The sequence below is a fragment of the Streptomyces sp. NPDC050433 genome (genome assembly GCF_044458565.1).
Lineage (GTDB): Bacteria > Actinomycetota > Actinomycetes > Streptomycetales > Streptomycetaceae > Streptomyces.
Genome location: NZ_JBITIB010000006.1, coordinates 211,346 through 237,998, shown reverse-complemented (window position 1 = coordinate 237,998; position 26,653 = coordinate 211,346). Strand labels below are relative to the sequence as shown.

The 26,653-nt window shown below is 71.3% G+C and carries 15 protein-coding genes and 1 pseudogene; 13 read left to right on the top strand and 3 right to left on the bottom strand.

Annotation, left to right across the window (positions count from 1 at the left end; genetic code table 11):
- The first annotated feature begins 6 nt into the window (after positions 1–6).
- The 3 genes and pseudogenes from ACIBLA_RS10170 (at position 7) to ACIBLA_RS10160 (ending at position 1,174) form a co-directional block, all read left to right on the top strand.
- Positions 7–576 (top strand): TetR/AcrR family transcriptional regulator, encoded by a 570-nt coding sequence (locus tag ACIBLA_RS10170; protein WP_363241365.1) that lies wholly within the window; start codon positions 7–9, stop codon positions 574–576.
- A gap of 221 nt (positions 577–797) precedes the next feature.
- Positions 798–956: pseudogene (locus tag ACIBLA_RS10165) on the top strand (recombinase family protein); the annotation flags it as partial.
- Positions 957–1,006: 50 nt separating this feature from the next.
- Positions 1,007–1,174 (top strand): hypothetical protein, encoded by a 168-nt coding sequence (locus ACIBLA_RS10160; protein ID WP_363241488.1) that lies wholly within the window; start codon positions 1,007–1,009, stop codon positions 1,172–1,174.
- Positions 1,175–1,354: 180 nt separating this feature from the next.
- On the opposite strand, the gene ACIBLA_RS10155 is transcribed toward ACIBLA_RS10160, so the two are convergent.
- Together ACIBLA_RS10155 and ACIBLA_RS10150 are read right to left on the bottom strand one after the other, a co-directional pair.
- Complete coding sequence (locus ACIBLA_RS10155) at positions 1,355–1,771, bottom strand: PIN domain-containing protein (protein WP_363241366.1); 417 nt, start codon at positions 1,769–1,771, stop codon at positions 1,355–1,357.
- Entirely contained in the window at positions 1,768–2,022 is a 255-nt protein-coding gene (locus ACIBLA_RS10150; RefSeq protein WP_363241367.1) for a CopG family transcriptional regulator, read from the bottom strand. The genes ACIBLA_RS10155 and ACIBLA_RS10150 overlap by 4 nt, the downstream gene beginning before the upstream one ends.
- A 370-nt stretch (positions 2,023–2,392) precedes the next feature.
- On the opposite strand from ACIBLA_RS10150, the gene ACIBLA_RS10145 reads away from it, so the two are divergent.
- Positions 2,393–2,965: a Uma2 family endonuclease gene (locus ACIBLA_RS10145; RefSeq protein WP_363241368.1), complete on the top strand. Its 573-nt coding sequence runs from the start codon at positions 2,393–2,395 to the stop codon at positions 2,963–2,965.
- 358 nt (positions 2,966–3,323) lie between these two features.
- On the opposite strand, the gene ACIBLA_RS10140 is transcribed toward ACIBLA_RS10145, so the two are convergent.
- Positions 3,324–3,797 carry a helix-turn-helix domain-containing protein gene (locus tag ACIBLA_RS10140; RefSeq protein WP_363241369.1) on the bottom strand — a complete coding sequence of 158 codons (474 nt, stop codon included), beginning with the start codon at positions 3,795–3,797 and terminating at the stop codon, positions 3,324–3,326.
- A gap of 90 nt (positions 3,798–3,887) precedes the next feature.
- On the opposite strand from ACIBLA_RS10140, the gene ACIBLA_RS10135 reads away from it, so the two are divergent.
- The 9 genes from ACIBLA_RS10135 (at position 3,888) to ACIBLA_RS10095 (ending at position 26,653) form a co-directional block, all read left to right on the top strand.
- Positions 3,888–4,817: an ABC transporter ATP-binding protein gene (locus ACIBLA_RS10135; RefSeq protein WP_363241370.1), complete on the top strand. Its 930-nt coding sequence runs from the start codon at positions 3,888–3,890 to the stop codon at positions 4,815–4,817.
- 47 nt (positions 4,818–4,864) lie between these two features.
- A complete protein-coding gene (locus ACIBLA_RS10130) occupies positions 4,865–5,635 on the top strand; it encodes an ABC transporter permease subunit (protein WP_363241371.1) in 771 nt (256 codons plus the stop codon).
- Between the two features lie 130 nt (positions 5,636–5,765).
- Positions 5,766–6,956, top strand: coding sequence for a cytochrome P450 (locus tag ACIBLA_RS10125; RefSeq protein ID WP_399198341.1), 1,191 nt, complete (start codon positions 5,766–5,768; stop codon positions 6,954–6,956).
- A gap of 341 nt (positions 6,957–7,297) precedes the next feature.
- Entirely contained in the window at positions 7,298–10,147 is a 2,850-nt protein-coding gene (locus ACIBLA_RS10120; protein WP_363241373.1) for an AAA family ATPase, read from the top strand.
- A 457-nt stretch (positions 10,148–10,604) separates the two neighbouring features.
- Complete coding sequence (locus ACIBLA_RS10115; RefSeq protein WP_363241374.1) at positions 10,605–11,108, top strand: hypothetical protein; 504 nt, start codon at positions 10,605–10,607, stop codon at positions 11,106–11,108.
- Positions 11,109–11,151: 43 nt separating this feature from the next.
- A complete protein-coding gene (locus ACIBLA_RS10110) occupies positions 11,152–11,664 on the top strand; it encodes a hypothetical protein (RefSeq protein WP_363241375.1) in 513 nt (170 codons plus the stop codon).
- Positions 11,665–11,769: 105 nt separating this feature from the next.
- Positions 11,770–13,191, top strand: a complete 1,422-nt coding sequence (locus tag ACIBLA_RS10105; protein ID WP_363241376.1) for a PfaD family polyunsaturated fatty acid/polyketide biosynthesis protein — start codon at positions 11,770–11,772, stop codon at positions 13,189–13,191.
- Positions 13,188–14,051, top strand: a complete 864-nt coding sequence (fabD, locus tag ACIBLA_RS10100; RefSeq protein WP_399198340.1) for an ACP S-malonyltransferase — start codon at positions 13,188–13,190, stop codon at positions 14,049–14,051. The genes ACIBLA_RS10105 and fabD overlap by 4 nt, the downstream gene beginning before the upstream one ends.
- Positions 14,052–14,152: 101 nt before the next feature.
- Positions 14,153–26,653, top strand: a complete 12,501-nt coding sequence (locus ACIBLA_RS10095) for an SDR family NAD(P)-dependent oxidoreductase (protein ID WP_399198339.1) — start codon at positions 14,153–14,155, stop codon at positions 26,651–26,653.

Sequence of the window (26,653 nt, the reverse complement as noted above, 5' to 3'; positions counted from 1 at the left end):
CCATCCGTGCCGGAGTCGGTCGGGGTACGCCAAGCACAGGCTCAGCGCACCCGCAGCGGCGTACTGGAGGCTGCTGCGGCGGTCTTCGTCGAGCAGGGCATCCAGGCACCCGTCCGCGACATCGCCGAACGCGCCGGCGTCGGTGTCGGCACGGTCTACCGCAACTTCCCGACCCGCGCGGACCTCGTCACCGCCGTCTACCGGCACCAGATCGACGCCTGCACCGCTCTCGCGCCCCGGCTTCTTGAGGAATCCGCCTCGCCATTCACCGCTCTGACCCTGTGGACGGACGCGTTCGTGGACTTCCTGGTGACCAAGCACGGCCTCGGCGCGGCACTGGGGTCCGGTGACCCAGGACTGGAGAACCTCCACACCCTCATGCTCGACACCCTGGTCCCGGCCTGCGCGTCATTGCTGGACGCCTGCGCTGCCACCGAGGAACTTCGCCCCGGTGTCGCCGCCTACACACTCCTGCGCGCCATCGGAAACCTCTGCATCACCGGCCCCGACTACGGCCAGGCCGACGCCAAGGGCATGGTCGCCCTCCTCCTCGCCGGCTGCCGCAGCAAGGTATGACGGCTGTCTCAGGGGACAGTGACAAGCGACGTCACCGCTGCTCGATCCGGTCCGGCCAGGGGCCGGCCTCGAATGCGTTTGACGACAGGCGGCCCGCGCGTCCAAAGAACCCGTGCAATCCGGGGGTTCGCGGCGGCCCGAATCCAATCAGATCCGATGGTGATTGCTGACAGGGTTTGACGACAAATAGGGTCCGATCCTCCGTACGGAAGGGGCCTTCGGTGGCGAATCTGGTCTACGAGCGGGTCTCGACCGACCAGCAGTCGACCGCCCGGCAGAACCTCGTCCTGGACGAGGCCGGGATCGAGGACCCGGTCGTCTTCGAGGAAGACGGCGGGACCTCCAGCCGCCTCCACCCCCTCCAACGCCCGAAGTTCCGCGAGCTGCTCGCGTACGCGCGGCCGGGCGACACCGTCCTGCACCCGAGCAGGTGGCGCTGTGCATCCACGACGGCGCGTTCTCCGCGATGGACCTCGCCGCCCGCCACCCGCGCACCGGCGAACTGCTGTCCACCGTGAAGTTCATGGTGCAGACCCTCGCCGCCGCCGGCGAACTCCAGCGCGAACTCCGGCGCGAGCTGACCTACGACGGATCGTGAGAACTGGTCGTCGTCGCACAAAGCGATAGGCGCCTCATGTACTGGTGGGATGTCGCTTCTTGGGGCCGCCAGCCGCTGCCATCGATCGACGAAGGGGCTGCATCTACCAGTCGTCGATCTCCTCGACCACGCCTCAGGCCATTCGAGTCGGCTGCTGCGAAGCGCGGGGCAGCTCACTGCTCAGATCTTGATCACGGTGGCGCGTGCGCCGCACAGTGTGGCGATGTCCTCCGGGTCGGAAGTGAGGACGGTGACGGGGCCGGGTGCGGCTAGGGCGGTGGCGCTGAGCATGGCGTCGATGGCGCACTTGTGCCCGTGCAGCCCGGCATCGGCGAGCAGCGTGCCGGCGTGGCGGGCGATCGGTTCGGTGACCGGCTCGACCACGAGGCGGGACAGCGTCCATTCCAGGGCCGGGCGGTTAATCCGGGGGTGGACCACCTCGACGAGGGTGGCCGCGGACGTGATGACCCGCAGATCGTCGGCGCGGGCGAGGGCCAGCCACGCGGTGACCGTGCGGTCACGCAGCACGGCCTTGGCCAGCCCTTCACTGTCCAGGGCGAGGGTGCCACCCGGCGCGAGGGCGGGGGAGCGGGTCACGCGGCGTTCGTCCCGCCCTGTGCCTGCGCCCGGTGGAGTTGATCGCGCAGAGCCTGGACCTCCTCATCGGTGATGGCGCCATGCTCGGCCTCGGCGACGGTGATGAGTTCGTTGAGGTTGTCGCGTTCGATCTGGCGGGCGACGGCGGCGGCTACGTAGGCGGACAGGCCGGAAGGGCCGCCTCGAGCGCGGGCGGCTTCCGCGATGTCACGGGGCATCGTGATCGAGTACTTGCCGGTAGTCTCACTCATGCTACCGATCCTACCTCTCGTCCTACTTCGAGTGTGCGCCATGTAGGTGCCCGCTGAAGTACTCCACCGCTTGCCAGAACCGAAGGATCTTTGCCTGCCGCTGCCGCTGCCGCTGCCGCTCTGTCGATGGCGTGCTCGTCGCCGTGGAGTCCGGCATCGGGGAGCAGCGTGATGGGTGACGGGCTCGCAGTGCGCGTCGCCGCAGCTGCTCGCCGCGGCACATGCCAGGCCGAGGGCGTGGCCTTCCACCGCGTCAGGTTTTGCTCACCGTGCGACGCCGTCAACTAGGCTGTCAGTCGATGCGTGGCCCGTGTCGGTGTCCCGGGATCAAGGCCCCTGGACCATTTTCTGAAGGCGCGTGGAGGAAGCCGTGACCGCCGAACTTCCCGAATGGATGATCCCGCCCAGGCCGAGCGGCTGGGAGGCGGACGACCTCGACAGCCTTCCCCAAGCGCCGCGGCACACCGAACTCATCGACGGAGCCTTGATCTTCATGATGTCGCCGCAGCGCTCGTGGCACTCCCGGCTCGTGGAGAACCTCACCTTCGCCTTGCGACAGGCAGCTCCCGCGGGCTTCGAGGCCGAGCGCGAGATGACCGTCCGCCTCGACCGGAAGAGCCGTCCCGAGCCCGACATCCTGGTCTCCACCGCCGCATACGATCCTGACCGCACCTGGTACGCACCCGAGGACGTCGCCCTTGTTGTCGAGGTCGTCTCGGAGGAGTCGGCGGACCGTGACCGATCCATGAAACCCTTCAAGTACGCCAAGGCCGAGATCACGCACTTCTGGCGCATCGAGGACGAGGCCGGAGCGCCCACCGTCCACACCTACGAACTCGATGCCATGACCAGCTCCTACGTGGCAACCGGGATCCACCGCGGCCGGCTCAAGGTCTCTGTCCCGTTCCCCCTCGACATCGATCTCGACGCCCTCGTGCCGTGAGCAAGGCCTTGGTCGAGGGGAGGCTCATGCCAGGGGTTCCTGTTGGCCGCGACGGTTATATGACGCTCCGGCCGCCCCGGAAGATCAACGGTGAGCCGGAAAACCCCGTCTGAACTGCAGGTTTTCCCACTCGATCCCAAGCCCACATGATCCCGATGACGCATCACGTGGAGTGCGCGGCGATCCTGGAGCCAGCCGCGAAAGGTGCTTGACCTGTGGCTTTGTGGCGCGTACCGGTCGCTCGACCTGTCTTTCGCTGAACGGCCCGTGCCGGTAAGGCTCCGGGTGGGGATATGCGTCGGGGTTGGCTGTGAGGGCGGCCCGCGCGCGCAGTGAGGTCACCGCGCACGGCGGCGCGTCAGCGTAGCCCGGCGTCGTAGCCCTCGCGCCACTTGTCGATGAGGGCGGCCATCTCCCGCTGCATGAATCCGTAGAAGTCCTGCATCTCGTCAAGGCGACGGCCTGCGACGCTCTCCTTGCCCGCGGCTTTGATGCCCTCGGCGGCGGCGTTCCACATACTGTCGAGCAGGGTGTTCTGGTTGCCCATCAGGGTCGCCCACGCGTGATCGCGAAAACGGTAGTGGTCGCGGCGACTGCCGGGGGCGGGCACTCGTTCGATCATGCCGGTGGGGATCAGCTGCTTGACCGCGCCCGACACCGCGCCGCTGCTGATCTTGAGTTCCTCGCAGAGGTCGGCCGCCGTCATGGTCTCCTGCTGGCTGAAGAGCAGTGCCGTCATCACACGCGCCGTGGTCCGCTGCATACCGCTCTCCGTGAGCGTCAGTGCCAGCCGTTCGGCACCTTCGCGCAGTTGTGTGCCTTTGTCGTCCATCACTGCCTCCTCTTGACGAGTTCCTATCATACGTGGGGGTTGAAAACTCCGAATGTTTGCAGATCTCTGAAACTTCGATACGTTGGGTCAATGGAGAACGTGATTGAGCTACGCGAGCTCACGAAGACCTACGGCACCCGCCGCGGCCTGACCGGTCTGACCCTCGATGTGCGCAGAGGAGAGGTCTTCGGGTATCTGGGGCCCAACGGAGCGGGCAAGTCCACCACGATCCGGCTGCTGCTGGACCTGATCAGGCCGAGCGCCGGCCGGGTGTCCGTCCTCGGGCTGCATCCGCGGACGGACGGCGTCGCGTTGCGGGCCCGAGTCGGCTATCTGGCGGGCGACTTCGTCTGTGACGGCCGCCAGAACGTCCGCGGATACCTCCAGTTCCTGGGGCGGTTGCGCGGCGGTGTCCCGCAGGCGCGAATCGACGAGCTGGCGGAGCGGCTGGGTCTGGACCAGAGCACCAGCATCAAGAAGCTGTCCAAGGGCAACCGGCAGAAGGTCGGTCTCGTGCAGGCGTTCATGCACACTCCCGAGCTGCTGATCCTTGACGAGCCCAGCGCCGGGCTCGACCCACTGGTCCAGCAGACCTTCCTCGACATGGTCGCCGAGGCGAGGGAGGCCGGTCAGAGCGTCTTCATGTCCAGCCACATCATGAGCGAGGTGGAGGCGGTCGCGGACCGCGTCGGCATCATTCGCGACGGCCGACTCGCCGCCGTCGACACAGTCGAGAACCTCCGCAGCGGAGCGGTCCGTGACGTCGAGGTCACCTTCGAAAGTCCTGTCTCGGTCGCGCAGTTCAGCGAGGTGCCCGGTCTCGACCGGCTGGCACTGGACGAGGCGGGAACCACCCTGACCGGCCAGATCTCCGGCAGTCCGGACGCCTTCGTCAAGGCCGTCGCCCTGCACACGGTCACCGGTCTGCGGGCCACCGAGCCGGCCCTCGAGGAGTTGTTCCACAGCTACTACGCGGGCGCCGAGGACGCGCCCCGCACCGAGACCGCGCCCGCCGCCTGACGGCCGCGCCGTCACCGTTCGAGAACCGAACTCCGAAAGGACTACCGATGAGCGCCGCCATCTTCGCCAAGTACCTGTCCGACGGTCGCCGCAGTCTCACCGGCTGGGCAGTCGGGATCGCGTTGGTCGGGATGGTCTACGGGAGCACCTACCCCTCGCAGCGCGAGAACACCGCGAGTCTCCCCGAGGCCCTGCGGGAAGGGCTGAACATCGATGCCAGCGCGGCCGGCTATCTGCACGCCAGCGTCTTCGGCATCGTCCTCCCTCTGCTCGCCATGATCTACGGGGTGACGGCGGGTACCCGGGCTGTCGCGGCCGAGGAGGAGTCCGGGCAGCTGGACCTGCTGCTCGCCCACCCCGTCACGCGCACCCAGGTCGCCGCCCAGCGGTTCGGTGCCCTGTCCGCCGGTGCGGTGGGGGTCGGCCTCCTCGTGTGGGTGGCGCTGCTGGCGATCCGCGACAGCGCCGAACTGACCAGCGTCACGCCGGTCGAGTTCCTCGCCCAGTGCCTCAACCTCTCGCTGCTGGCGATCCTGTTCGGCGCCCTCGCCATCGGGCTGGGTGCCGCCGTCGGCCGGAAGGCGGTCGTCCTGGTCAGCAGCGCCGTGATCGGCGTGGTGTCGTACACCGTGCACGCCTTCGCGGGGCAGATCGGCGCGGACTGGCTCGCCTACATCTCGCCGTTCCACTACTACATCGGTGGGCAGCCTCTGCGGCACGGCTTCCAGTGGGCCGACATGTTCGTGCTCGCCGCCGCGGCCCTGGTCCTCTTCGGACTGGGCGTCAGCCGGTTCAACCGCCGCGACATCAACAGCTGAACACGGGCCCACCCCGGCACCGGTGCTGGGGTGGGTGCTGGGGGAGACCAGGGTGCGTTCGGGGCGGCCGTACCGCAAGGCTGCATCGACCGACCCGCCGATCTGTGTCGTCTGGTGAAAAGGTGATGGGGTGTCCGGAACAGAGCTTGAGATTCCGCCGCAACCGAATGTGAACGACCCGGCGGTCTACGACTGGTATCGCATGATGCGCGACGAGCATCCGGTCCACCGGGACCCCGCCACGGGCTGGTGGGTGGTCTACCGGTACACCGACGCCCGTCATGTGCTCACCAATCCCGGCACCTTCTCCTCCGAGATGCACCGCATGGGATTTCCCGAGTCGGGCCTGGAGAGCCTGCCGCAGATGGACCCGCCGCGCCACACTCGGGTGCGGCAGATTCTCGGTACGGCCTTCACGCCCGCCTCCATCAGTGCCTATGAGCCGGAAATTGTGCGGTTGACGAACGAGATTGTGGACGAGATCGGTGACCGGGACCAGGTCGACCTGGTCGCCGACCTCGCGTACACCGTCCCGATAGCCGTCATTCTTGCGATACTCGGCCTGCCTGCGGAGGATCGCGTCCTCTTTTACGACTGGGCGCGAAAGGTTATGAACGTCACCCCGGAGGAAATGGCGCAGGAGGGATTCCTCGAAGCGCTGGGGGAGCTTCAGCAGGAGGCGATCTCCTACCTTCGCGAACGTGTGCGCGAAAGGAGGGACAAGCCCGGCGACGACATGCTCACCCGGCTCGCCAACGCCGAACTCAACGGGGACCGGCTGACCGAGGACGAGACGGTCAACTTCGCCAATGTGATGTTCGCCGGCGGCCACATCAGTACGACGATGACCATCGCGAACTCGATCGACCTGCTGGATCTCAACCCGGCCGCCCAGGCCGAACTGCGCCAGAACCGCGGACTGATCGGCCAGGCGGTCGAGGAAGTCCTGCGCCATCGGCCACCGATCACCACCGGACTGCGGGCGTCCACGAAGGAAGTCGAGCTCGGCGGCGTGGTGATCCCTGCCAACCAGCACGTGGCGGCCAGTTTCTGCTCGGCCAACCGTGATGAGCGGCAGTTCCCCGACCCCGAGAGCTTCGATATCCACCGCCGCAGCGAGGGGCGCCATTTCGGGTTCGGCTTCGGTACACACCACTGCATCGGCAACGCGCTCGGGCGTCTGGAGACCCGGCTCGTGCTGAACGTCCTCTTCGACCGGTTCAAGGAGATATCGGTCGACAGGGACGGTGATCTGGCCTGGGCCGTTCCGCCGCAGATGGTGGGCTTCGACAAGCTTCCGGTCTCACTGCGGGTCGCCTGACGCGTCCCGCCTGGCCGGTACAGCCGAAGAGACGGACGCCACTCCTTGCCGATCATGAGCGGCAAGGAGTGGTTCGGTCTTTTCTGAAACCTTTTCCGATTCGGTTTATTGACGCGCCCTTGATGCCCGGTGTGCTGGAGGTCGAGGTGAGGTCGATGCTAGGTTGCGGTTGCTTCTTGCGTAAACGGGTGGAAATTTCGGGGCGGGGGACCACGCCGATATTTTCCATAGTCTGAATTTTAGTGCCGTGTTTTGCCGAACTGTGATCGGGTCGACCAGCGCTTTCACTTCCCAGGAAAACGTCCGGTCATTTCAGGTTTCCGTTAAAAGGGGGTTGGCGGATGCGGCAGGAATTCCTGCTTGTGGAACGCGATCATGAAATGGGCCTGGTGTGTGCGGGAATGCGCCGGGCTCAAGCGGGCGAGGGTGCGCTGGTCATGCTGGAGGGCGTGCGCGGTGCGGGGAAGACCCACCTTCTGGGGGCCGCGCGACGGGAGGCGGAGAAGGACGGCTTTCAGGTCCTGCACGCCCGGGGAAACGAGTTCGAGCAGGGTTTTCCCTGGGCTGTCGTCCGCCAGCTGTTCGACCACTGTCTGAGTGCGGGGCACTACGGCGATCGGGACGATCCGCTCGCCGGTCCGGCTTCTCTCGCCGGCACCATATTCGACTACGCGGATCCGGAGGGACTCGGAGGCGGCCCGCAGGACGACGCGCGGCTGTATCGGACACTGCACGGACTTTATTGGCTGTGCAGAAATCTCTCCTCGGCCGCTCCCCTCCTGCTTCTCTTGGACGACGCGCACCACGCGGACATCCCGTCACTGCGCTTCGTCAACTACCTCGTGAACCGGCTCGAAGGCAGCGGTGCGCTGCTGGTGCTGACCAGCACCCCTGGCACCACCCGCACCGGCAGCACTCCCGCCGCCCCCGGTCAGGCGCAGGAGTTACTGCTCTCCGTCGGCCGCTCGCCGGTGGCGCGGCACGCGGCGCTCGCCCCCCTCGGACCGGACGCGGTCCGGCAGACCATCACGGCACGTCTCGGCCGGACCCCGCACGACGACGTGGCGGCGGCCTGCCTGACCGCCAGCGCGGGCAATCCCCTGCACTTGGAGGAGATCCTCGACGAAATGCACTGCCGGGGGATCGAACCCGAGCAGGCGGCGGCCCCCGCGATCGCCCAACTCGCTCCCGCCCGCCTCACCAAGGAGATACTGCGTCAACTCCACCGGCTCCCCGCCGGGACCGTCGCACTTGCCGGGGCGGTCGCGGTCCTGGAACAGGACGCCGAGCCCCGGCACTGTGCGGACGTGGCCGAACTGGATGAGTCGGCGACCTTACGGGCGGCGAGCGCGTTGCGCGACGCCGACATCTTCGGCGCGGGCAGCCCGTACGCCTTCCAGCGCTCTGTGGTGAGACAGGTCCTGTACGCCCAGATGTCCTCCGAAGCCCGGAGCAACGCCCACCACCGGGCCGCGCGCTGTCTGCACGCCACCGGCAGTGAACTACCCACCGTCGCGGCGCACTTGTGCCGCACCGAACCCGGCGGCGACCCGTGGACCGTGCGCACGCTGCGCGCGGCGGCGCTGGACGCCCTGCGCAGGTCGGAGCCGCAGGAGGCCGCGCGCTACCTGCGAAGAGCCCTGGCCGACCCCGCCGCCGAGGACGACCCCTGGATTCTGGGGCAACTCGGCGCCGCGGAACTGCGGGCCCGTCAGCCGTCGGCCGTCGAGCACCTGAAAGAGGCTCTGCACCGTGCCCGCGACCCGCTCGCCCGGGAGCGGCTGAGGCTCGAACTCGCCTTGGCACTGGCCGCGTCGGCCCGCCACGAAGACGCCCTCATCCTCCTCCGGCTGGCGGATGTGTCCGGCCCGTCGGAGACCGTGCGCCGGGTCGCCGCGGTGCTGGGCCGCGTGACCCCCGGCCATCGCGTGCCGGGCCGCTCCGGACCGTTCGTCGTCCGTGCCCACGCCGCGGTCGAGGCGCTCGCACGCGGTTTCTCCCGGAGCCGAGTGCTCCGGCTGGCCACCGGAGCGCTCGCACAGAGCGACCCCGGCGGCGGCCGGGAGGACGCCGAACTGAACGGCACGATGCTGACCGCGTGGGTGCTTGCCCAGTGCGACGCCGCGGAACCCGCTGAGGCGGCGCTCCGCGACGCGGTACGCGGCGCCCGGGACGCCGGGCAGGCTCTCACCGCCGAGGCGGCCGAGAGTCTTCTGGCCCAGGTTCTGCTGGACACCGGACGACTGGGAGAGGCCGAGGAGACGGCCCGGCGCCTGCTGAACCGACAGGAGAAGGGATCGCTGATGACAGCATGCGTACCGCTGTCCGCCGCGGTGCTCATCCACTGTCTCGTCGAGCGCGGCCGGACCCGCGCGGCGGAGGAGGCCCTGCGCCACCACGGCCTCGACGGTCCGGTGCCGGCGTCGGCCCTGTTCGTACCGCTGCGCCTGGCCCGAGCGCGGCTGCTCATAAGGCAGGACCACTTCGAGGCGGGGCTGCGGGAGCTGAGCGAGTGCCGTGACCAGGCCAGGCAGGAGGGCTGGCGCTACCCCTCGGCGGATATCGACTGCCTGCCGGATGCGGTGAGGGCGCTCGCCGTCACGACCGGGCCGCGGGCCGCGGGCAAGCTGGCCGCCGATACCGTCGAGGGGGCGAAGACATTCGGCGCGGCCCGGCCGCTGGCTGTCGCGCTCGGGGCGCAGGGCGAAATCGTCGGCGGCGAGGAGGGACTGGAGATGCTGGAACGCGCGGACCGCCTGCTCGCCCCCACCCCGTACCTGCTTGAGCACGCGCGGGTGCTGGTCGCGCTCGGCGCGACCCTGCGGCGGATCGGCCGACGTACGGTCGCCCGGGAGCGGCTGACCGCAGGCATGGAGGCGGCCCACCGCATCGGTGCCCACGCGCTGGAGTCGACGGCCGGCTCCGAACTCCGTCTCGCCGGCGTGCGTCTGGCCAGGGCCAGCCAGGACAGGGCGTCCCTCACTCCCGCCGAGGAGCGAGTCGCATACAAGGCCCTGGCCGGTCTGAGCAACCGTGAGATCTCGCAGGCGCTGTTCGTCACGGTCAAGACCGTCGAATGGCACCTGAGCCAGGCATACGCCAAGTTGGGAATCGCCAGAAGGGCCGAACTCTCACGGGTCTTGACTTCCGGGGCATCCGCGGACGGTCCGGCCATCCGCTGCTCCGCCTAGGCGGCGCGCCACCGCCCCGGCCTCCGATTGTCGCGGCCGTCCGCGCACCGGCGGAACGAGAGCGATCCTTCGCTGTCCGATCGCCCACGCCGACGGCTGCGAGCCCCGCCGCCAGGCGTACGACGCCACTTCGTGAACCGCCCGGGGGCTCCAGGTCCCGTTCGTCCGAGCCGTGCCCTGCGCGGCTCGGGCTGACCCGTGTCCACGTGAACGGGGCCTCCGGTCGGCCGTGCGGCCCGCACTGGTCCGCTCCCGATGGCCGTGCCGTACCGGCGTGGTGATGAGGGGGCGACGAGGGGTGCCGACCCGGCGGTGAACACGACTGGGGTCGCTGCTGGGGGTGCTCCGGGGGTGCGCGCCGCCCCGGTCGGCCAGGCTGGGCCGCCGGTCCGGAGGGCGAGCACCCCCGAGTTCGGCCTCCGTGACCGCCCACTTGCCGATCCGAAGGGCGGGACACGTGACCAGCACAGCTCATAAGCACTACGACACCCTGACCGAGGCCGAGCGGTCCTTCGTGGACGGGGTTGCCCGGCACTACCACGAGGCTCACGGGGTCACCTGGGAGAAGGGCCGGGTGATGGCGTGGATGATCATCAGTGACCCCGTCGAGCAGACCCTGTCGCAGATCTGCGCCGCGGTGGACACCACCCCCGACGACATCGAACAGCTCGTCGAGCAGCTGACGCTCGCCGGCCTCTACCGGAGCATCGAGGCACCGGACGGCGAGACGCGCTACCGCCTCGTCGACGACGGATACCCGAAGGCCGTCTCCGACACCTTCGCCAGCTGGCCGGAGTACCACCGCATTTTCCGCTTCGGGCTCGACGTGCTCGACGAAGCGGGGGCCGACGACACGCGGCGCAAGCGGATCGCGGAGATCGAAGAACTCTTCGGGCACATCGTCGGCGACCTCGCCGACATGTCCAAGCGGTGGGAAGAGCACCGCCGTACCGCAGCCTGACCGACCGACAGACCGTCCGGACACATCGCGAGGAGAACGCTCCATGACCGAGCAGTCGCCCCCGACCACCCTGACCGACGGCGAGCAGGCGTTCGTCGAGAAGGTCGCGCAGTACTACTTCGAGAACGACGGCATGCCCCACGACCGTGGACGGGTCGTCGGCTGGATGATGATTTGCGACCCGCCCGAGCAGACCGCCGCCGACATCGAGAAGGCCCTGGGAGTGCCCCGCGCGGCCATCGACCGCATCGTCGACCAGCTCACTCCCGAGAACGACCCGGTCAGCGTCTTCGAGCGCTCCGGCACGCTCCAGGAGAACTACACGGTCCGGCTGCGCGACAACAGCTGGGGCCCCAAGGTCCGCGGCATCTTCTCGGAGTTCCCCGACTTCCACCGCGTCGCGGCGGACGGGCTCGCCGGGCTCAGGGCGGAGAACGCCTCCGAGGACCGGCTGCGTCGGCTGGCCAACATGGAGCGCTTCCTGGGCTTCGTCAGTGCCGAGATGCCCGCCATCCTCGAGCGTTACGAGCAGCGCGGCACCCGGTCCGCCGGCTGACCCGAACAGGCCGGCCCGTGTCCGCACGGACGGCCGGGCCGGTCGCGGCGGACGTAACCCCGCGGCGGACGCAACCCAAGCGGCACGGAACTGGAGGGGGCAGGCATGACCACCACACTCGCTCAGGCCGGCCGGACGCCCCGGCACGGCGGTGCCATCAACGCCGAGGCGCTCGGCAGCGCGGCCTTCCGCGCCGATCACGGGGTGCGCTACGCATACGCCGCCGGCTCGATGTACAAGGCGGTGGCATCCGAGGACATGGTCGTGCGGATGGGCCGGGCCGGGCTGCTCGCGTATTTCGGCACCGGCGGTCTGCGGGCCGACCGGGTGGCGGACGCGGTCCGGCGCTTCGAGCGCGAGATCGGGAGCGGGCCCTGGGGGCTCAACCTCCTTGCCTCGCACGAGAACCCCGCCAAGGAGAACGAGCAGGTGCGGGTCCTGCTGGCGCACCGCGTCCGGCGGGTCGAGGCGGCGTCCTTCATCGTCCCCACCCGGCCACTCGTGCGGTACCGGGTCAGCGGTCTGCGTACGGCGCGGGACGGCTCCGTCCATGTACCCAACCGGGTCATGGCGAAGGTGTCCCGACCCGAGGTCGCCCGGTACTTCCTCGAACCCCCGCCCCGCGAAATCGTCCAGGAGCTGCTGGCCGAGGGGGCCGTCACCCCCGAAGAAGCCACCCTCGCGGAACGCGTCCCGCTCGCCGACGACCTGTGCGCCGAGGCCGACTCGGGCGGCCACACCGACCAGCGCCAACTCGTGGTACTGCTGCCCGACCTGGTCCACCGCCGGAACCTGGCCGCGGCCCGCCTCCCGGCCGCGGCACCGGTCCGCGTCGGTGCCGCGGGCGGGCTCGGCGTGCCGGAGTCGGTGGCCGCTGCCTTCGTGCTCGGTGCCGACTTCGTCCTCACCGGCAGCATCAACCAGTGCACCGCCGAGTGCGGCACCAGCGACCGCGTGAAGGACATGCTTCAGCAGGCCGAGGTCCACGACATGGCCGTCGTCCCCGCCGGCGACATGCTGGAGACCGGAGCCCGCGCCCAGGTGCTGCGCCGGGGGCTGTTCTACCCGGCCCGCGCGAACCGGCTCTACGAGCTGTACCGCCGCCACGACTCCCTCGACGACCTCGACGAACGCACGGCCCATCAGCTCCAACGGCGTTACTTCCGCCGCAGTTTCGAGCAGGTGTGGGAGGAGACCCGCGCCTACTACGCGCAGGCCGACCCCCGCTCACTGGCCCGCGCCGAGCAGGACCCGAAGCACAAGATGCTGCTTGTCTTCAAGGCCTACTTCGTGCAGTCCATCCGCCTCGCCATGAACGGGTCCGAGGAACACCAGGTCGACTACCAGATCAACTGCGGCCCCGCCCTCGGCGCCCTCAACTCCCGCCTGCGCGGCACCTCCCGGGAGCACTGGCGAGATCGGCACGTGGACGATCTGGCCGAGTGGCTGATGCGCGGCGCGGCCGACGTCCTGACCCAGCAACTGGCCGGCCTGACCGGGAACGCACCCCACAGGAGCCGAACGTGACCGTCGCCCACCTCTTCGCCGGACAGGGTTCCCAGCGGATCGGCATGGGAGCCGAACTGTTCCCCTCCTACCCCAACCTGGTCCGCCAGGCCGAAGCCGCTCTCGGGTACTCGATCGCCGATCTCTGCCTGGAGGGCCCCGCGGAGCGGTTGGCGGACACCCGTTTCACCCAGCCGGCCATCTACGTGGTGGACGCCCTGTCCTACGTCGACGCGGTACGCGGCGTCGGCGTGATCCCCGACGTGGTGGCAGGCCACAGCCTGGGCGAGTACGCCGCCCTCTTCGCCTCGGGAGCCTTCGACTTCCGCACCGGACTGGAGATCGTGGCCCGGCGGGCCGAGCTGATGGCCGACGCCGGTCCGGGCGCGATGGCCGCGGTGATCGGGCTGGAGGAGTCCGCCGTACGCGACGTACTGGCCGCCGAGGGGCCGGACGTCGACGTCGCCAATCTCAACGCACCCGACCAGATCGTCGTCTCGGGCGGCGCGGAGGAAGTGCGCCACGTGTCGAAAGCCCTGGCCGCGCGTGCGAGCACCGTGGTTCCGCTCCCGGTGAGTGGTGCCTTCCACTCCAGGCACATGCGGCCCGTGGCCGAGCGGTTCGACCGCTTCCTGCGCGGGTTCGTGTTCGGCCGGCTCAAGATCCCGGTCATCGCCAACGCGACGGCGCTGCCCTACGGCGACGACGTACGCGACCTGCTCTGCCGCCAGTTGTGGTCACCGGTGCGCTGGACCGACACCGTTCACCATCTGCTGCGACTGTCCGATCCCGACCTTCGCGAGATCGGTCCGGGCACCGTTCTCACCGGGCTCACCCAGCGCATCCGCGCCGCCCGGGACGCCGTCGCGACGGGCGGCTGACGGCGTACGCCAAGGCTCGGCCGCGCTCCGCGGCCACACCCGCACCGCGAAACGGCTATATCGACGAATTGGCCACACCGGACCTGGAGGATCGACGGGGCATGAAACCCACCGCCGTGACGGGTGACTTCTGTGTCACCCGGTCTGACGTCCGCGCTTTCGCCGCCGCGGGTGGCGACGCCAGCCCCCTGCACGTCGACGACGCCCACGCCCGCCGTACCCCCTTCGGGGAGCCCGTGGCACACGGAGCGCTCTGCGTGCTGCGGGCCCTGGCCCTCCGCCCCGTCGCCGCGGACCTGTGCCTGGTGTCGCTGCGGGCCCGGTTCCTCGGGCCGGTCTTCCCCGACCAGCGCTACACCTGGGAAACGCGGACCACGGGGGAGACCGGGGGGCCGGACGCACCGGCCCCGACTCTCTGGGTCGCGGACGGTGGACGCGTACTCCTGGAGATCGAGGCCCGCTACGCCCCCGGCGCCGTGCCCGGTCCACCGCCGGCGCCGACGCGGAGACGGTTTGTCCGCCGAGCGGCCGAGACCGTGCTCCAGGACCTCGTGCCAGGCGCGGAGTTCGGCACCCGCTACCGGCCCGACTGGCCGGCCCTCGCCCGTCTTGTGGAGGACGCGGGACTGGCGGAGCGCGGGGTCGGGGTCGAGCACGCCGCCGTGCTCGCCTGGGCGAGCCAGCTTGCCGGTATGGAGGTGCCCGGCCGCTCGGCGCTGGTCAGCGGGATCGACGCGGACTTCGAACGGGCCCCCGCACGCGGCGTGTTCGCGGCGCGCGCGTTCCTCGCCGACGTCGACACCCGCTTCCGCTCGGTGCGGCTCGCCGGCGACGTGACCGCCGGACACACCACCGCCACGGTGGAAGTACGGGCTTTCTCCCGGCGCGAGTTCGGCGCCCCGGACATCGGGATGCTGCGCGACCTGCTCGGCCCGGACACCCTCCGGACCCGGCCGCTCGCCGGCCGCACCGCCGTGGTGTGCGGCGGCAGCCGTGGCCTGGGTGCCGCGCTCGTGCAGGCATTCGCCCTGGCCGGGGCCACCGTTCAGCTGATCCACCGGGACAGTGCGGCCGAGGCCGCGGCCCTGGTCGAGGCGCTGGGGACGGACGGTGCCCGCGTCCATGTCCATCAGGGCGATGTCGGCGATACTCCGCGCTGCCGGGAGATACGGGACGACGTGCTCCGGTCGACAGGGGCACCGGACATCCTCGTACTCAACGCCGCGCCGCCGGTACGGCCGTTGGACTTGCACCCGGACACGGTGTCCAGGTCCGGCGAGCACCTTGCCGCCGCCACGAGGCTGGTCCAGGCGCCGCTCGCCGCGTTCCTCGGAGACCTTCCCGCCGGGGGCCTCGTGGTGGCCGTCTCCTCCGCCTACGCGGAGCGGCCCCGGCGTGGACTGTCCCACTACACGGCGGCCAAGCGGGCGGTGGAGGGACTGGTCGAGGCGGTGACCGTCGACCGGCCCGATCTTGCCGCGCTCGTCGTCCGCCCGCCGCGCCTGGCGACGGCGTTCGGGGACAGTGTCACCGACGACGACGCGCTCGCCGTCGAGCGGGCCGCCGCGACCGTCGCGAGCCGCGTGGCCGAGGGCGTACCGGTCGGTACCACCGCCCTGCTGACCCGGTTCGGGAGTGCCGACAACAGCCCCGGCCCCGCCGACGAGTCGAGCCGTCACGCCGACACGACCGTGGACGGACCGGGGCTGGAGACAGCCGCGGCGTACGACACCGGAGCCCCCGCTCCGGACCCGGGCGCGAGCGCTCCGGCCGATGCCGACGGGGAGCCGGACGGCCCCGCACTCGCGGTGGCGGCCACTTTTACCACCGATCCGCTGCACGACCCCCTGGCCCACTGGTGCGGCCGGCTCGGGCTCGGCGTGACGGTCCGGCCCGCCCCCTACGGCCAGGTCTTTCAGCAACTCCTCGACCCCGCAGGGGACTTCGCGTCCAATTCGCGCGGGTGCAACGCCGTTCTGCTACGCGTCGAGGACTGGCCGGAGGGAGCCGACGGCGAGCGCACCGCCGACGAGTTCTCCGATGCCGTCCGCGCCGCGGCGGCACGCTTCGCGGTTCCCTTGCTCGTCCTGCTCTGCCCGGCCTCGCCGCCCGCCGTCGAGCGACGCGGCGAGCGGCTGGCAGCTCTGGAACAGCGTCTGACCGGTGCGCTCGACAGTGTTCCCGGAGTGCATGTGGCGCGGGCCGAGGATCGTACCGACGGACACTGGGTGGCCCACCACCACGATCCGGCGCGTGAGGAGCTCGCGCACATCCCCTACACCCCCGAGGCATGCACGGCGCTGGCCACCACTGTGGCCCGGCACGTACACGCACTGCTCGCACGGCCGTACAAGGTGCTGGTGCTGGACTGCGACAACACCCTGTGGCGCGGTGTCTGCGGCGAGGACGGTCCCGGCGGGGTGGAGATCGCCGACGCCCACCTCGCCCTTCAGCGGTGGGCCGTCGACCGGCACGACGAGGGCGTCCTGGTCTGCCTCGCCAGCAAGAACTCCGGCGAGGACGTCGACGAGGTGTTCCGCCTCCGTGCCGGCATGCCCCTGCGCCCCGAACACATCGCCGCACGACGGGTGGACTGGAACCCCAAGGCTGACAACCTGGAGGCGCTGGCGGACGAACTCGGTGTGGGAATGGACTCGTTCGTCTTCCTCGACGACAACCCCGTTGAGGTGGCGGCGGTCCGGGCGGCACAGCCACAGGTCCTCGCCCTGACCCTGCCGGCCGACGAGTCGCAGTGGTCGGCCTTCCTCGCCCGCCTGTGGAGCTTCGACCGCGCCGAGGTCACCGACGAGGACCGTCGGCGCACCGCCATGTACCGGGCGTCCCGCCGACGGGAGGAAGCACGGGGCTCCGCCACGTCGCTCGCCGCCTTCATCGACGGACTCGCCCTGGAGGTCGACGTCCATGAGGCCACCGGTGAGCAGTTGGCTCGCGTCGCCCAACTCACCCAGCGCACCAACCAGTTCAACCTGGCGCCGAAGCCTCGTACGCTTGCCGAGCTGCGCGCCCTGCTGGCCGACGGCGCCCGGTGCCGGGTGGCCGAGGTCCGGGACCGCTTCGGCGACTACGGGCTGGTGGGCGTGGCCGTCACCCGCGAATCGGCCGACGCGGTGGTGCTCGACACCTTCCTGCTGAGCTGCCGGGTCCTGGGCCGCGGAGTGGAGCACGCCTTTCTCGCGTCGGTGGCTCGCGTCCTCATGGAAGGCACGGGCCCTACTGAACTGACCGCGGAGCACCGGCCGACCGGCCGGAACACACCCGCGGCGGACTTCTTCCGCAGTGTGATGGGCGTGGGCGGCGACGGCGAGGACGGCACCCGCAGGCACCACGCACCGCTCGACCGGCTCGCCGCGCTGCGCTTTCGACCCGACGCGCGGGGCGCCAGGCCGGACGGCCCGGCCGGGGTGGCGACCCCTGCGGCCACCGCACCGGCCGACGAAGCGTCCCGGCGCTCGGCGCTCGCGGAACTCGCCTGCGACCTGACCGACAGCGCCGCGCTGCACCGTGCTGTCACCGGTTGGTCCACCGCCCCGGAGTCCTCGCCGCCGTCCGACCGGACGCAGTCGTCCGCCGCAGCACTTCCCCAACCCTTCGAGGCCGTGCGCGCGGTCGTGTCCCGGCTCGCACGTCTCCCGGTCACCGAACTCACCCCGGAGACCACCCTGGAATCGCTTCGGCTCCAGTCGCTGGAAATCGTCGACGCGACAGTGGCCCTGGAGAAGGTCTTCGGCAGCCAGCCCAAGACGCTGTTCTTCGAGCACGCCACCCTCGGCGCTCTCGCCCGCGCCCTGGTACCCGCACCGGACGCCGAGCCACCCGTGCCGAAGGCGCCCCGTATGTCCCCTCCGGCCGAGGGGAAACCCGCCGCCGCCACGCCGGGGCGAGCCAATTCCGTACACCGGGACGACGACATCGCCGTGGTCGGCATCGCGGGCCGCTATCCGGGCGCGGAGGACATCACCCGGCTGTGGGAGAACCTGAAGGCCGGCGCGGAGTCGCTGGGCGACGTGGCCGAACGCTGGGGCGGTCCGGGCGTGGTCCACCCCAGGGGCGGCCCCGACCGCGCCTACAACTCCAGCGGCGGACTCATCGACGGGGTCGACGAGTTCGACGCCCTGTTCTTCCATCTCGCCCCGAGCGAGGCCCGGACCATGGACCCGCAGCAGCGGCTGTTTCTCCAGGCCGCCCACCACGCCCTGGAGAATGCCGGACACACAGCGGCCGGCATCGGCCGCGACGTCGGCGTCTACGTCGCCTCGATGGGCCCCGACTACGCGGTCCTCAGCGCCAACGCCGCGCTTGACGGAAACAGCCGCTACCCGAACAGCGACCTGTATCAACTCGCCAACCGGGTCTCTCACTTCATGGATTTCACCGGCCCCAGCATCGCCGTGGACACCGCCTGCTCCGGCTCCGGGGTGGCCATCCAGCTCGCCTGCGACGCCATCCGCTCGGGCACCGTGTCCGCCGCCCTCGCGGGGGGAGTCAACCTGATTCTGCACCCGGCCCGCCGCATCCAGTACGCACAGCTCGGGATGGTCTCGCCCACCGGCCGGTGCAGGCCCTTCGGTGCCGAGGCGGACGGCATGGTCACCAGTGAGGGTGTGGGCGTGGTCCTGCTGCGCCCCCTGCGGGACGCGCTCGCCGACGGCGACCACGTGTACGGCGTCGTCAAGGCGGCGTCCGCCAACAGCGACGGGCGTACCAACGGCTTCACCGTCCCGAACCCCAGGGCGCAGGCCGACCTCGTCGCCCGGACCCTGCGGTGCGCCGGAACCGACCCTGCCACCATCGGATATGTCGAGGCCCACGGCACCGGAACGCCGCTCGGAGACCCCATAGAGATCCGCGGCCTCGGCAGCGCCTTTGCCTCCGTGCCGTCGTCGTCGGAGATCCCGATCGGCAGCGTCAAGGGGAACATCGGGCACACCGAGGCCGCCGCGGCGGTCGCCGGACTGACGAAGGTCCTGCTGCAACTGCGCCACCGCACCCTGGTGCCCTCCCTGCACTCCGAACGCCTCAATCCCGGGATCGACTTCGCGGCCACCCCCTTCCGGGTCCAGCAGCACACGGCTCCCTGGCCCGCTCCGCCGGACGGCGCACCCCGGCGGGCCGGCCTCAGTTCCTTCGGTGCCGGCGGGGTCAACGTCCACCTGGTGATCGAGGAGGCCCCGGACCCTGCGCCGGAGTCTCCCGACAGCACGGGACCCGAACTGGTACTGCTCTCCGCCCGTGGCGACGACGCACTGCGCCGTACCTGCGCGCGGCTCGCCGAGCGACTGCGCGGGGCCGAACCCGAACCGCCGCTCGCCGACACGGCGTTCACCCTGCGGGAAGGACGCGAGCACCTCGCGGTCCGGGTCGCCCTGGTGGTCTCTGACACAGGCGAACTGGTGGACCGGCTGGAGCGCCTGGCGGCGCCGGACCGGACTTTGGAAGAAGCCGCCAGGCACACACCCGGCACGGTCTGGGGCCGTGCGGACGACGGTCGTCTCGGCGACGTCTTCGACGGGGGCGAGCCGGCCGACGACATGCTGCGCACACTCGTGGCGGACGGCGAACGGGGCGGGCTGGAGAAACTCGGCCGGCTGTGGAGCCAGGGTGCCCGGGTGAACCCGGGCCGGATCCTGCCGTCCACGGGACGCCGGCGGGTCTCCCTGCCCGGCTACCCGTTCGCGCGGCAGCGTCACTGGCTTCCCACCACCGACACGGCACCGGCTGCCGACACCGCACCGGCCGCCACCCCGTCGCGGGGCGAGGCTCGCGTCACGCTGTACACGCCGGCCTGGAAACCGGCTCCCGCCGTCACCGCCGTACCCGCCGACGGCGCCGTCGTGGTCGTTGTCGGCGGCCGTCCCGAGTGGGCGGACGGAGCCCGTCAGCGGGTCGCTCATCCCAGGGAGCTGGCCGCTGCCGTCGGCGGTGACCCGTACGACGTCGTGGTGGTGGACCGCCGAGGCCTCGATCAGGACGGCGGCCCGCCGACCGCCTCCCTGCTCCGGGCGGCGGACACTCTCGACGCACTGGCCGGCCTCGCGGAAGGCCGGTCGTGCACCTACGTCACCCTCACCCGTCCCGACCGGGACGATCCCGCAGCCGCCCTGTTCACCGGCTTCGGCCGGGCACTGGAGCATGAGGCGCCGGGCTTCCGTCCGGTACGTGTCGAGGTCGACCCCGGCGCCCCGGAACCCGCGCTCGCCGAGGTGCTGGCCCAGGCCGCCGGCGGTGACCGGGAGGTACGCGTCGAGGACGGCGCCCGTCTCGTCCCTACGTGGACCGCGGCCGGTCCGGGAAGCGGCGGCACATCGCTGCGGCGCGGTGCCCACTACGTGATCACCGGTGGCGCGGGCGGCCTCGGACGGCTTCTGACGGCCCATCTGGTGGAGCACTGGGCTGCGAAGGTGACGTGGCTGGGCCGCTCCGGCGCTCAGGACGGCGGCATCGACGAACTGCGTCGCCTCGTGGCGAACTCCGGCGGCGCGGTGCACCCCGTGCGGGCGGACGTGACCGACCCGGACGCTCTCGCCGCCGCCCTCGCCTCCGCGCGCCTGCGCTTCGGCCCCGTGCGTGGCGTCGTCCACGCGGCGGGACTCCTGCACGACGCTCCGGCCCGGGAACAGACAGGCGAGGAGCTTCGGAGCGTGCTGGCGCCCAAGACTCTCGGGTCCGTCGCCCTCGACGGTGCCACGGCGGGCGATCCGCTCGACTTCTTCCTGATGATGTCGTCGTTCGTCGGCACCCTCGGCAACGGGGGACAGACCGCGTACTGCGCGGCCAACCGTTTCCTCGACGCCTTCGCCGAGCACCGCCGCTCGCTCGTGGAGCGGGGGGAGCGCTCGGGCCGCTCCGTCTCGGTCGCCTGGCCGCTCTGGCGGGAGGGGGGCATGCGGATGCCCGACTCCGTGCGCCGGCTGATCGGATCCACTCTCGGGTTCGGTCAACTGGACACGCCCGCCGGGTTGACCGCCCTGGAGGACGCGTTGCGCCTGGACAGCTCCCGCGTCCTGGTCGCCGTCGGCGACCAGGACCGGATCGCGGCGGCGCTGGCCCGTACAGCGGTCGCGCCGCAGGCCGGCGGCGCGACCGGCGGCGGCGACCACGAGTCCCAACTGCGGGAACTGCTGCGCCGGGAGGCCGCCGACCTCATCAAGGTCGACGTGGGGCAGCTCGCCGACACGACCGCCTTCGGCGACTACGGCTTCAACTCGTTGATCTTCACCGACTTCGCCAACCGCCTGAACCAGCTGCTGGGTGTGGCGGTGACGCCGGTGGTCTTCTACCAGCATCCCACCCTCGACGCCTTGACCACCGCGCTCCTGGAGACCGTCAGCCACGTTCCTGAGCTGTCCGACGGCGGGCCGTCCGAGGGGGCGGGGGCGGATGCCGGGCCGAACACTCCGGAGCAGGCCGTCGCCGCACCGCCGTGTGCCGAACAGACGCAGCCCGATATGCTCCCGGCCGCCCCGCGCGTGGTGCCGACGCCGGGTGGTCCTTCGGCCATGGAACCCGTCGCCGTCATCGGGATGGCGGGACGGCTGCCCGGCTCGCCCGATCTCGACACCTACTGGCAGCACCTGCTGGAGCGCCGCGACCTCGTCGGGCCCGCTCCCGCCGATCGCTTCGGCACCTCGGACATCCGGGGCGGCTTCCTGGACGACGTCCTGGCCTTCGACGCGGAGTTCTTCGCCCTCTCACCCCGCGAGGCAGGGCTGATGGACCCCCAGCAGCGCCTGTTCCTCGAAACCGCGTGGCAGGCCGTGGAAGACGCGGCGATCCGACCCTCCGCCCTGGCGGGCAGCCGCACCGGCGTGTTCGTTGGGGCTACGCTGTCCGACTACGCCGATCTGCTCGGCAGGGCAGGCGAGAAGGTCGCCGCCCACAGCATCACCGGGCACGTCCAGAGCGTCATCGCCAACCGCGTCTCCTACCTCCTGGACCTGCGCGGCCCCAGCGAGGTGGTCGACACCGCGTGCTCCAGTTCCCTCACCGCGCTGCACCGTGCCCTCGGCGCGCTGGCGGCGGGGGAGTGCGACCTCGCGATAGCCGGGGGCGTCAACGCCCTCTTCGACCCTGCCTGGTTCGACTCGCTGGGGCAGGCCGGGCTGCTGTCGGACACCGGCCGCTGCTGGACCTTCGACGAGCGGGCCGACGGATTCGTCCGTGGCGAAGGCGTCGGCGCCGTCGTCCTCAAGCCCCTGTCCCGGGCGATCGCCGACGGCGACCCGGTCCGCGCCGTCCTGCGCGGCAGCGCCGTGTCACACGGTGGCCGCGCCCACTCACTGACCGCGCCGCGTCCCGAGGCGCAGGCGGAGGTCGTCACCACCGCCCTCGCCCGTGCCGGGCTCGACCCGCGCACCATCAGCTACGTCGAGACGCACGGCACCGGAACCCGGCTCGGTGACCCCATCGAGATCGCTGGGCTGACCGCGGCCTTCGGCCGGCCGGCCGAAGGCGGGCCGCCCTGGTGCCAGTTGGGCGCGGTCAAGCCCAACATCGGCCACCTGGAGTCGGCGGCCGGAATCGCCGGGCTGCTCAAGGTGCTGCTCGCCATCGAGCACCGCACACTGCCCCCCAACGCCGTCGGGGACACCCCCAACCCGCATCTTCGTCTGGACGGTACCGCCTTCGCGCTGCCGGACCGGGCGCGCGAGTGGCGGCCCGTGGACACCGATGGTGCGCCCCTGCCGCTCCGCGCGGGACTCAGCGCCTTCGGCTTCGGCGGTGCCAACGCCCATCTCGTGGTGGAGGAGCCGCCGGCCGCCGCCGCACCGGGGCCGTCCCGGAATGCGCCGGGGGAGCCCCAGGTGCTGCTGCTGTCCGCCCCCGATCAGGACCGGCTACGCGCCCACGCCCGTGCCCTGCGGGGCGAACTGCTGTGCGGACGAAGGGACTTCGCCGACCTCGCTTACACCTCCCGCGTGGCACGCGACCCGATGCCCGCACGGCTCGCCCTCGTCGTCCCCGGCCCGTCGGAGGCCATGGCCGCGCTCGACGCCTTCCTGGCGGGCGGCACGGCGCCGCAGCCGCACACCACGATGTACACGGGGCCGGACGCCGTCGGCGCGGACCCGGCAACGGCCGCTCGCTGGGCGGCGGGCGAGGACGTCGAGTGGCCCCGGGAACCGGGCCGGCGACGGGTGCCCCTGTGCGTCCGCCCCTTCGACCACTCGACCCGCTACGGGCCGTCCACCCTCCCGGCCGAGGCCGCACCGTCCCGGCCGGAAGGGTCCGAGCCCGTCATCCGCGACGGGCGGGAACTGCGACTGCTCGCGCCGGTCCGGCGGGCGGAGCCACCCGTTCCAGCCTCCGCCGCCCGTACCCGAGGCACGCTTCTGGTTCTCGCGCCGGAGGAGGCCGATGCCACGCTCCTGGAGGAGGTCGCCGGCGCGGAGAGCGACGTGGTTGTCGTCCGCGGCCCGTCCAGGCTTCCGCTGCCCTGCGCCCGTACCGTCGAGACGGATCTCGGCGACCGCGAGCGCACCCTCGCGGCCGTCGCGGAGGCCCGGTCCGCCCACGGTCCCTTCACCATGGTCGTGGATCTGGTCGACGCTCTCGCCGGCCCCGGCCTGCCACCGCGGACCGCAGGCCGGATCGCCCTCCTCCAAGAGCTGGCGGCCAAGGCAGCCGACCACCCCCTGACCCTGGTCCATGTCCGGCGCGCGCCCGGCTCCCGTACGGGCGCGCCGGACGGCGAACTGGTGCTGGCAGCCGGCCGGATGGCCGGATTCGTGCGGGCGGCCGGTGCCGAGTACGGAGCCGTCACCGCCGTCACCGTCACGTACGACACCCTTCCCCCGGGGACGGCCGGCACCCTCGGTCTGGCTGTCGCCGAGGGCTCGAACGCCACCCCGGGAACAGAGGTCCGCTGGACGGCCGGCACCCGCGAGGTCCTGGTCCCCGAAGAGATCGCCCTGCCCCGAGTGCCCGGCAAGGGACGACTCGGCGTCTTCCCGGTGTCGGCCGACCGCCCCTACGTCATCACCGGAGGCACCGGCGGCCTGGGGCTCGCCGCCGCCGAACTGCTGGTCGCGCGCGGCGCCCGGCGCATCGCCCTCACCGGGCGCCGCGAGCTGCCGCCGAGAGAGCGGTGGCAGGACGCCGGCCCCGACGCGTGGTGGGGCACCCGTACGGCCGCGATCACCCGGATGGAGCGCGCGGGCGCCCAGGTGCTGCTGCACCACGGAGGCCCCGACCGGCTCCAGACCTTCCTCGACGACGTCCGCACCCGTTTCGGCCGGCCCGCCGGAATCCTGCACTGTGCCGGAGCCCTCTCGCCCACACCCGCCTTCGTACACAAGCAGCCGGGGGAGTTCGACCTCACCTGGGAGCCGAAGGGGCCCGCCCTGGCGGCTCTGGTACGGGCGTTGGGGAGCGACGAACCCGACTTCGTGGTGCTCTACTCCTCCGTGTCGGCGCGGCTGCCCGCTCTCGCCGTCGGTCTCGCCGACTACGCCGCCGCCAACGCTGCCCTGGACGACTACGCCGACTTCGCGGCCGCCGCAGCACGGGCCCGGGGGAGTGCCACCCGCTGGCTCTCCGTCGGCTGGGGAAGCTGGTCCGGTGTCGGCATGGGCGCCGTGACCACCCCGCGCTACGACGAACTCGGCCTGGTGCCGATGGGCGCCGATGACGGGCTTGCCCTGCTCGATGCCGCGCTCGCCGTGCCGGAGCACACGGTGCTCACCGCCGTCGCGGTGCGGCCGAACGAGCGGACGGCCCCGATGGGCGCCCCCACGACGGACCGCCCGTTGTCACAGGGCCCGCCACCGCAGCCGGCGGAGATGACCGGCGACGGGGCCGAAGCCACGCTCGTCGAGCGCCTCGCCGATCATGTCACCGGCATTCTGGCGGAGACACTCGGGATGGAACCTGAACGGATCGGCGCCGACCGGCCGTTCGCCGATCTGGGCGTCGACTCGATCCTCATCGCGAGCATCGTCGTCCGGCTCGAAGCCGTCACCGGCGCCGCGGTCGAACCGTCGGCCGTCCTTGAGTATCCGACCGTACGGCGCCTCGCCCGGCATCTGGCGGGCATCCGCCCCGAGGCCGTGGCCCGGTGGGCCGGCGGCCCCGGCCCCGGTACCGCGGACGGCGGGCACGGCGGGGCCCCGCCCGTACCCGATCCGGTGCCGCCACAGGGTGCCGGTGTGTCACGGGGAGCCCGCACCGACACCCCACTGGCGATCATCGGGATGGCCGGCAGGTTCCCCGGTGCCCCCGACTCCCACGCCTACTGGGACCTGCTCGCCCACGGCCGGTCCGGCATCCGTGAAGTGCCGCGCAGCCGCTGGGACGTGGCCTCGCTCTACTCGCCGGAGTACGCGCCCGGAATGAGCATCGGCAAGTGGGGCGGCTACCTGGAGGGCATCGAGGACTTCGACCCCGAGTACTTCGGCATTCCCGAGGCGGACGCCGCACACATAGACCCGCTGACCCGTCTCGTCCTGGAGACGACCGAAACGGCGCTGGCCGACGCCGGGTACCGGGGCGAGGAGTTGGCGGGCCGCCGGATCGGCGTCTACGTCGGCTCGGGGGGCAGCGGTTACGCCTCGCGCGTCACCGTCCCCGGCCGGGCCACCGCGACCGGGCTCAACCAGAACTTCATCGCGGCGCATCTGGCCCATCTGCACGACCTGCGCGGCCCCAACCTCGTTGTGGATACGGCCTGTTCGTCCTCCCTGTCCAGCCTCCACCTCGCGCGCCAGGCACTGCGGCTCGGTGAGTGCGAGATGGCCCTCGTCGGCGGTGCGGATCTGCTGCTCGACGAGACCCGGTTCCTGTCGCTCAGCGCCGCCCGCGCACTCTCGCCCGACGGTACGTGCCACGTCTTCGACGCCGCGGCAAACGGATTCGTCCCCGGAGAGGGGGTCGGTGTCGTCCTGGTGAAACCGTTGGCCGCGGCTCTCGCCGACGGGGACCGGGTCCTCGCGGTGATCGAGTCCACCGCGATGAACAACGACGGCCGCACCATGGGACTGACCACGCCCAACCCCGAAGCCCAGCAGGACGTGGTGCGGGAGGCGCTGCGCACCGCCGGGGTGGGCGCGTCCTCCGTCTCGTACGTCGAGGCACATGGCACCGGCACCATGATCGGTGATCCGATGGAACTGCGGGCGCTGACCGCGGTCTTCGCCGAGAGCACCGACGAACGCGGATTCTGTGGAGTCGGCAGCGTGAAGTCCAACGTCGGACACCTGCTGATGGCGGCCGGCATGGCCGGACTCCAGAAGATCGTCCTCTCCCTGCGGCATCGGCAGCTCCCACCCACGCTGCACTGCGAACGCCCCAACCCGCGGTTCGCCTTCGAGACTTCCCCCTTCCGTATCCAGGACCGGCTCGAACCGTGGCAGCGCAGGGAGGGGGTGCGCCGGGCCGGGCTCAGCGCCTTCGGCTTCGGCGGCACGAACTGTCACGTCGTGCTCCGCGAGCCGACGGACACGGAGCTGAGCGCCACCCGGGCCGTGCGGTCCCCCCTCGCACCGCCCGTGTTCCGGCGGCGCAGGCACTGGGTCGAGCGCGCGTCCCGGCACGACTCCCCGTACTCGCGTCCGCGTCCCATGTTCGAGCTGGAGGAATTGATCTAG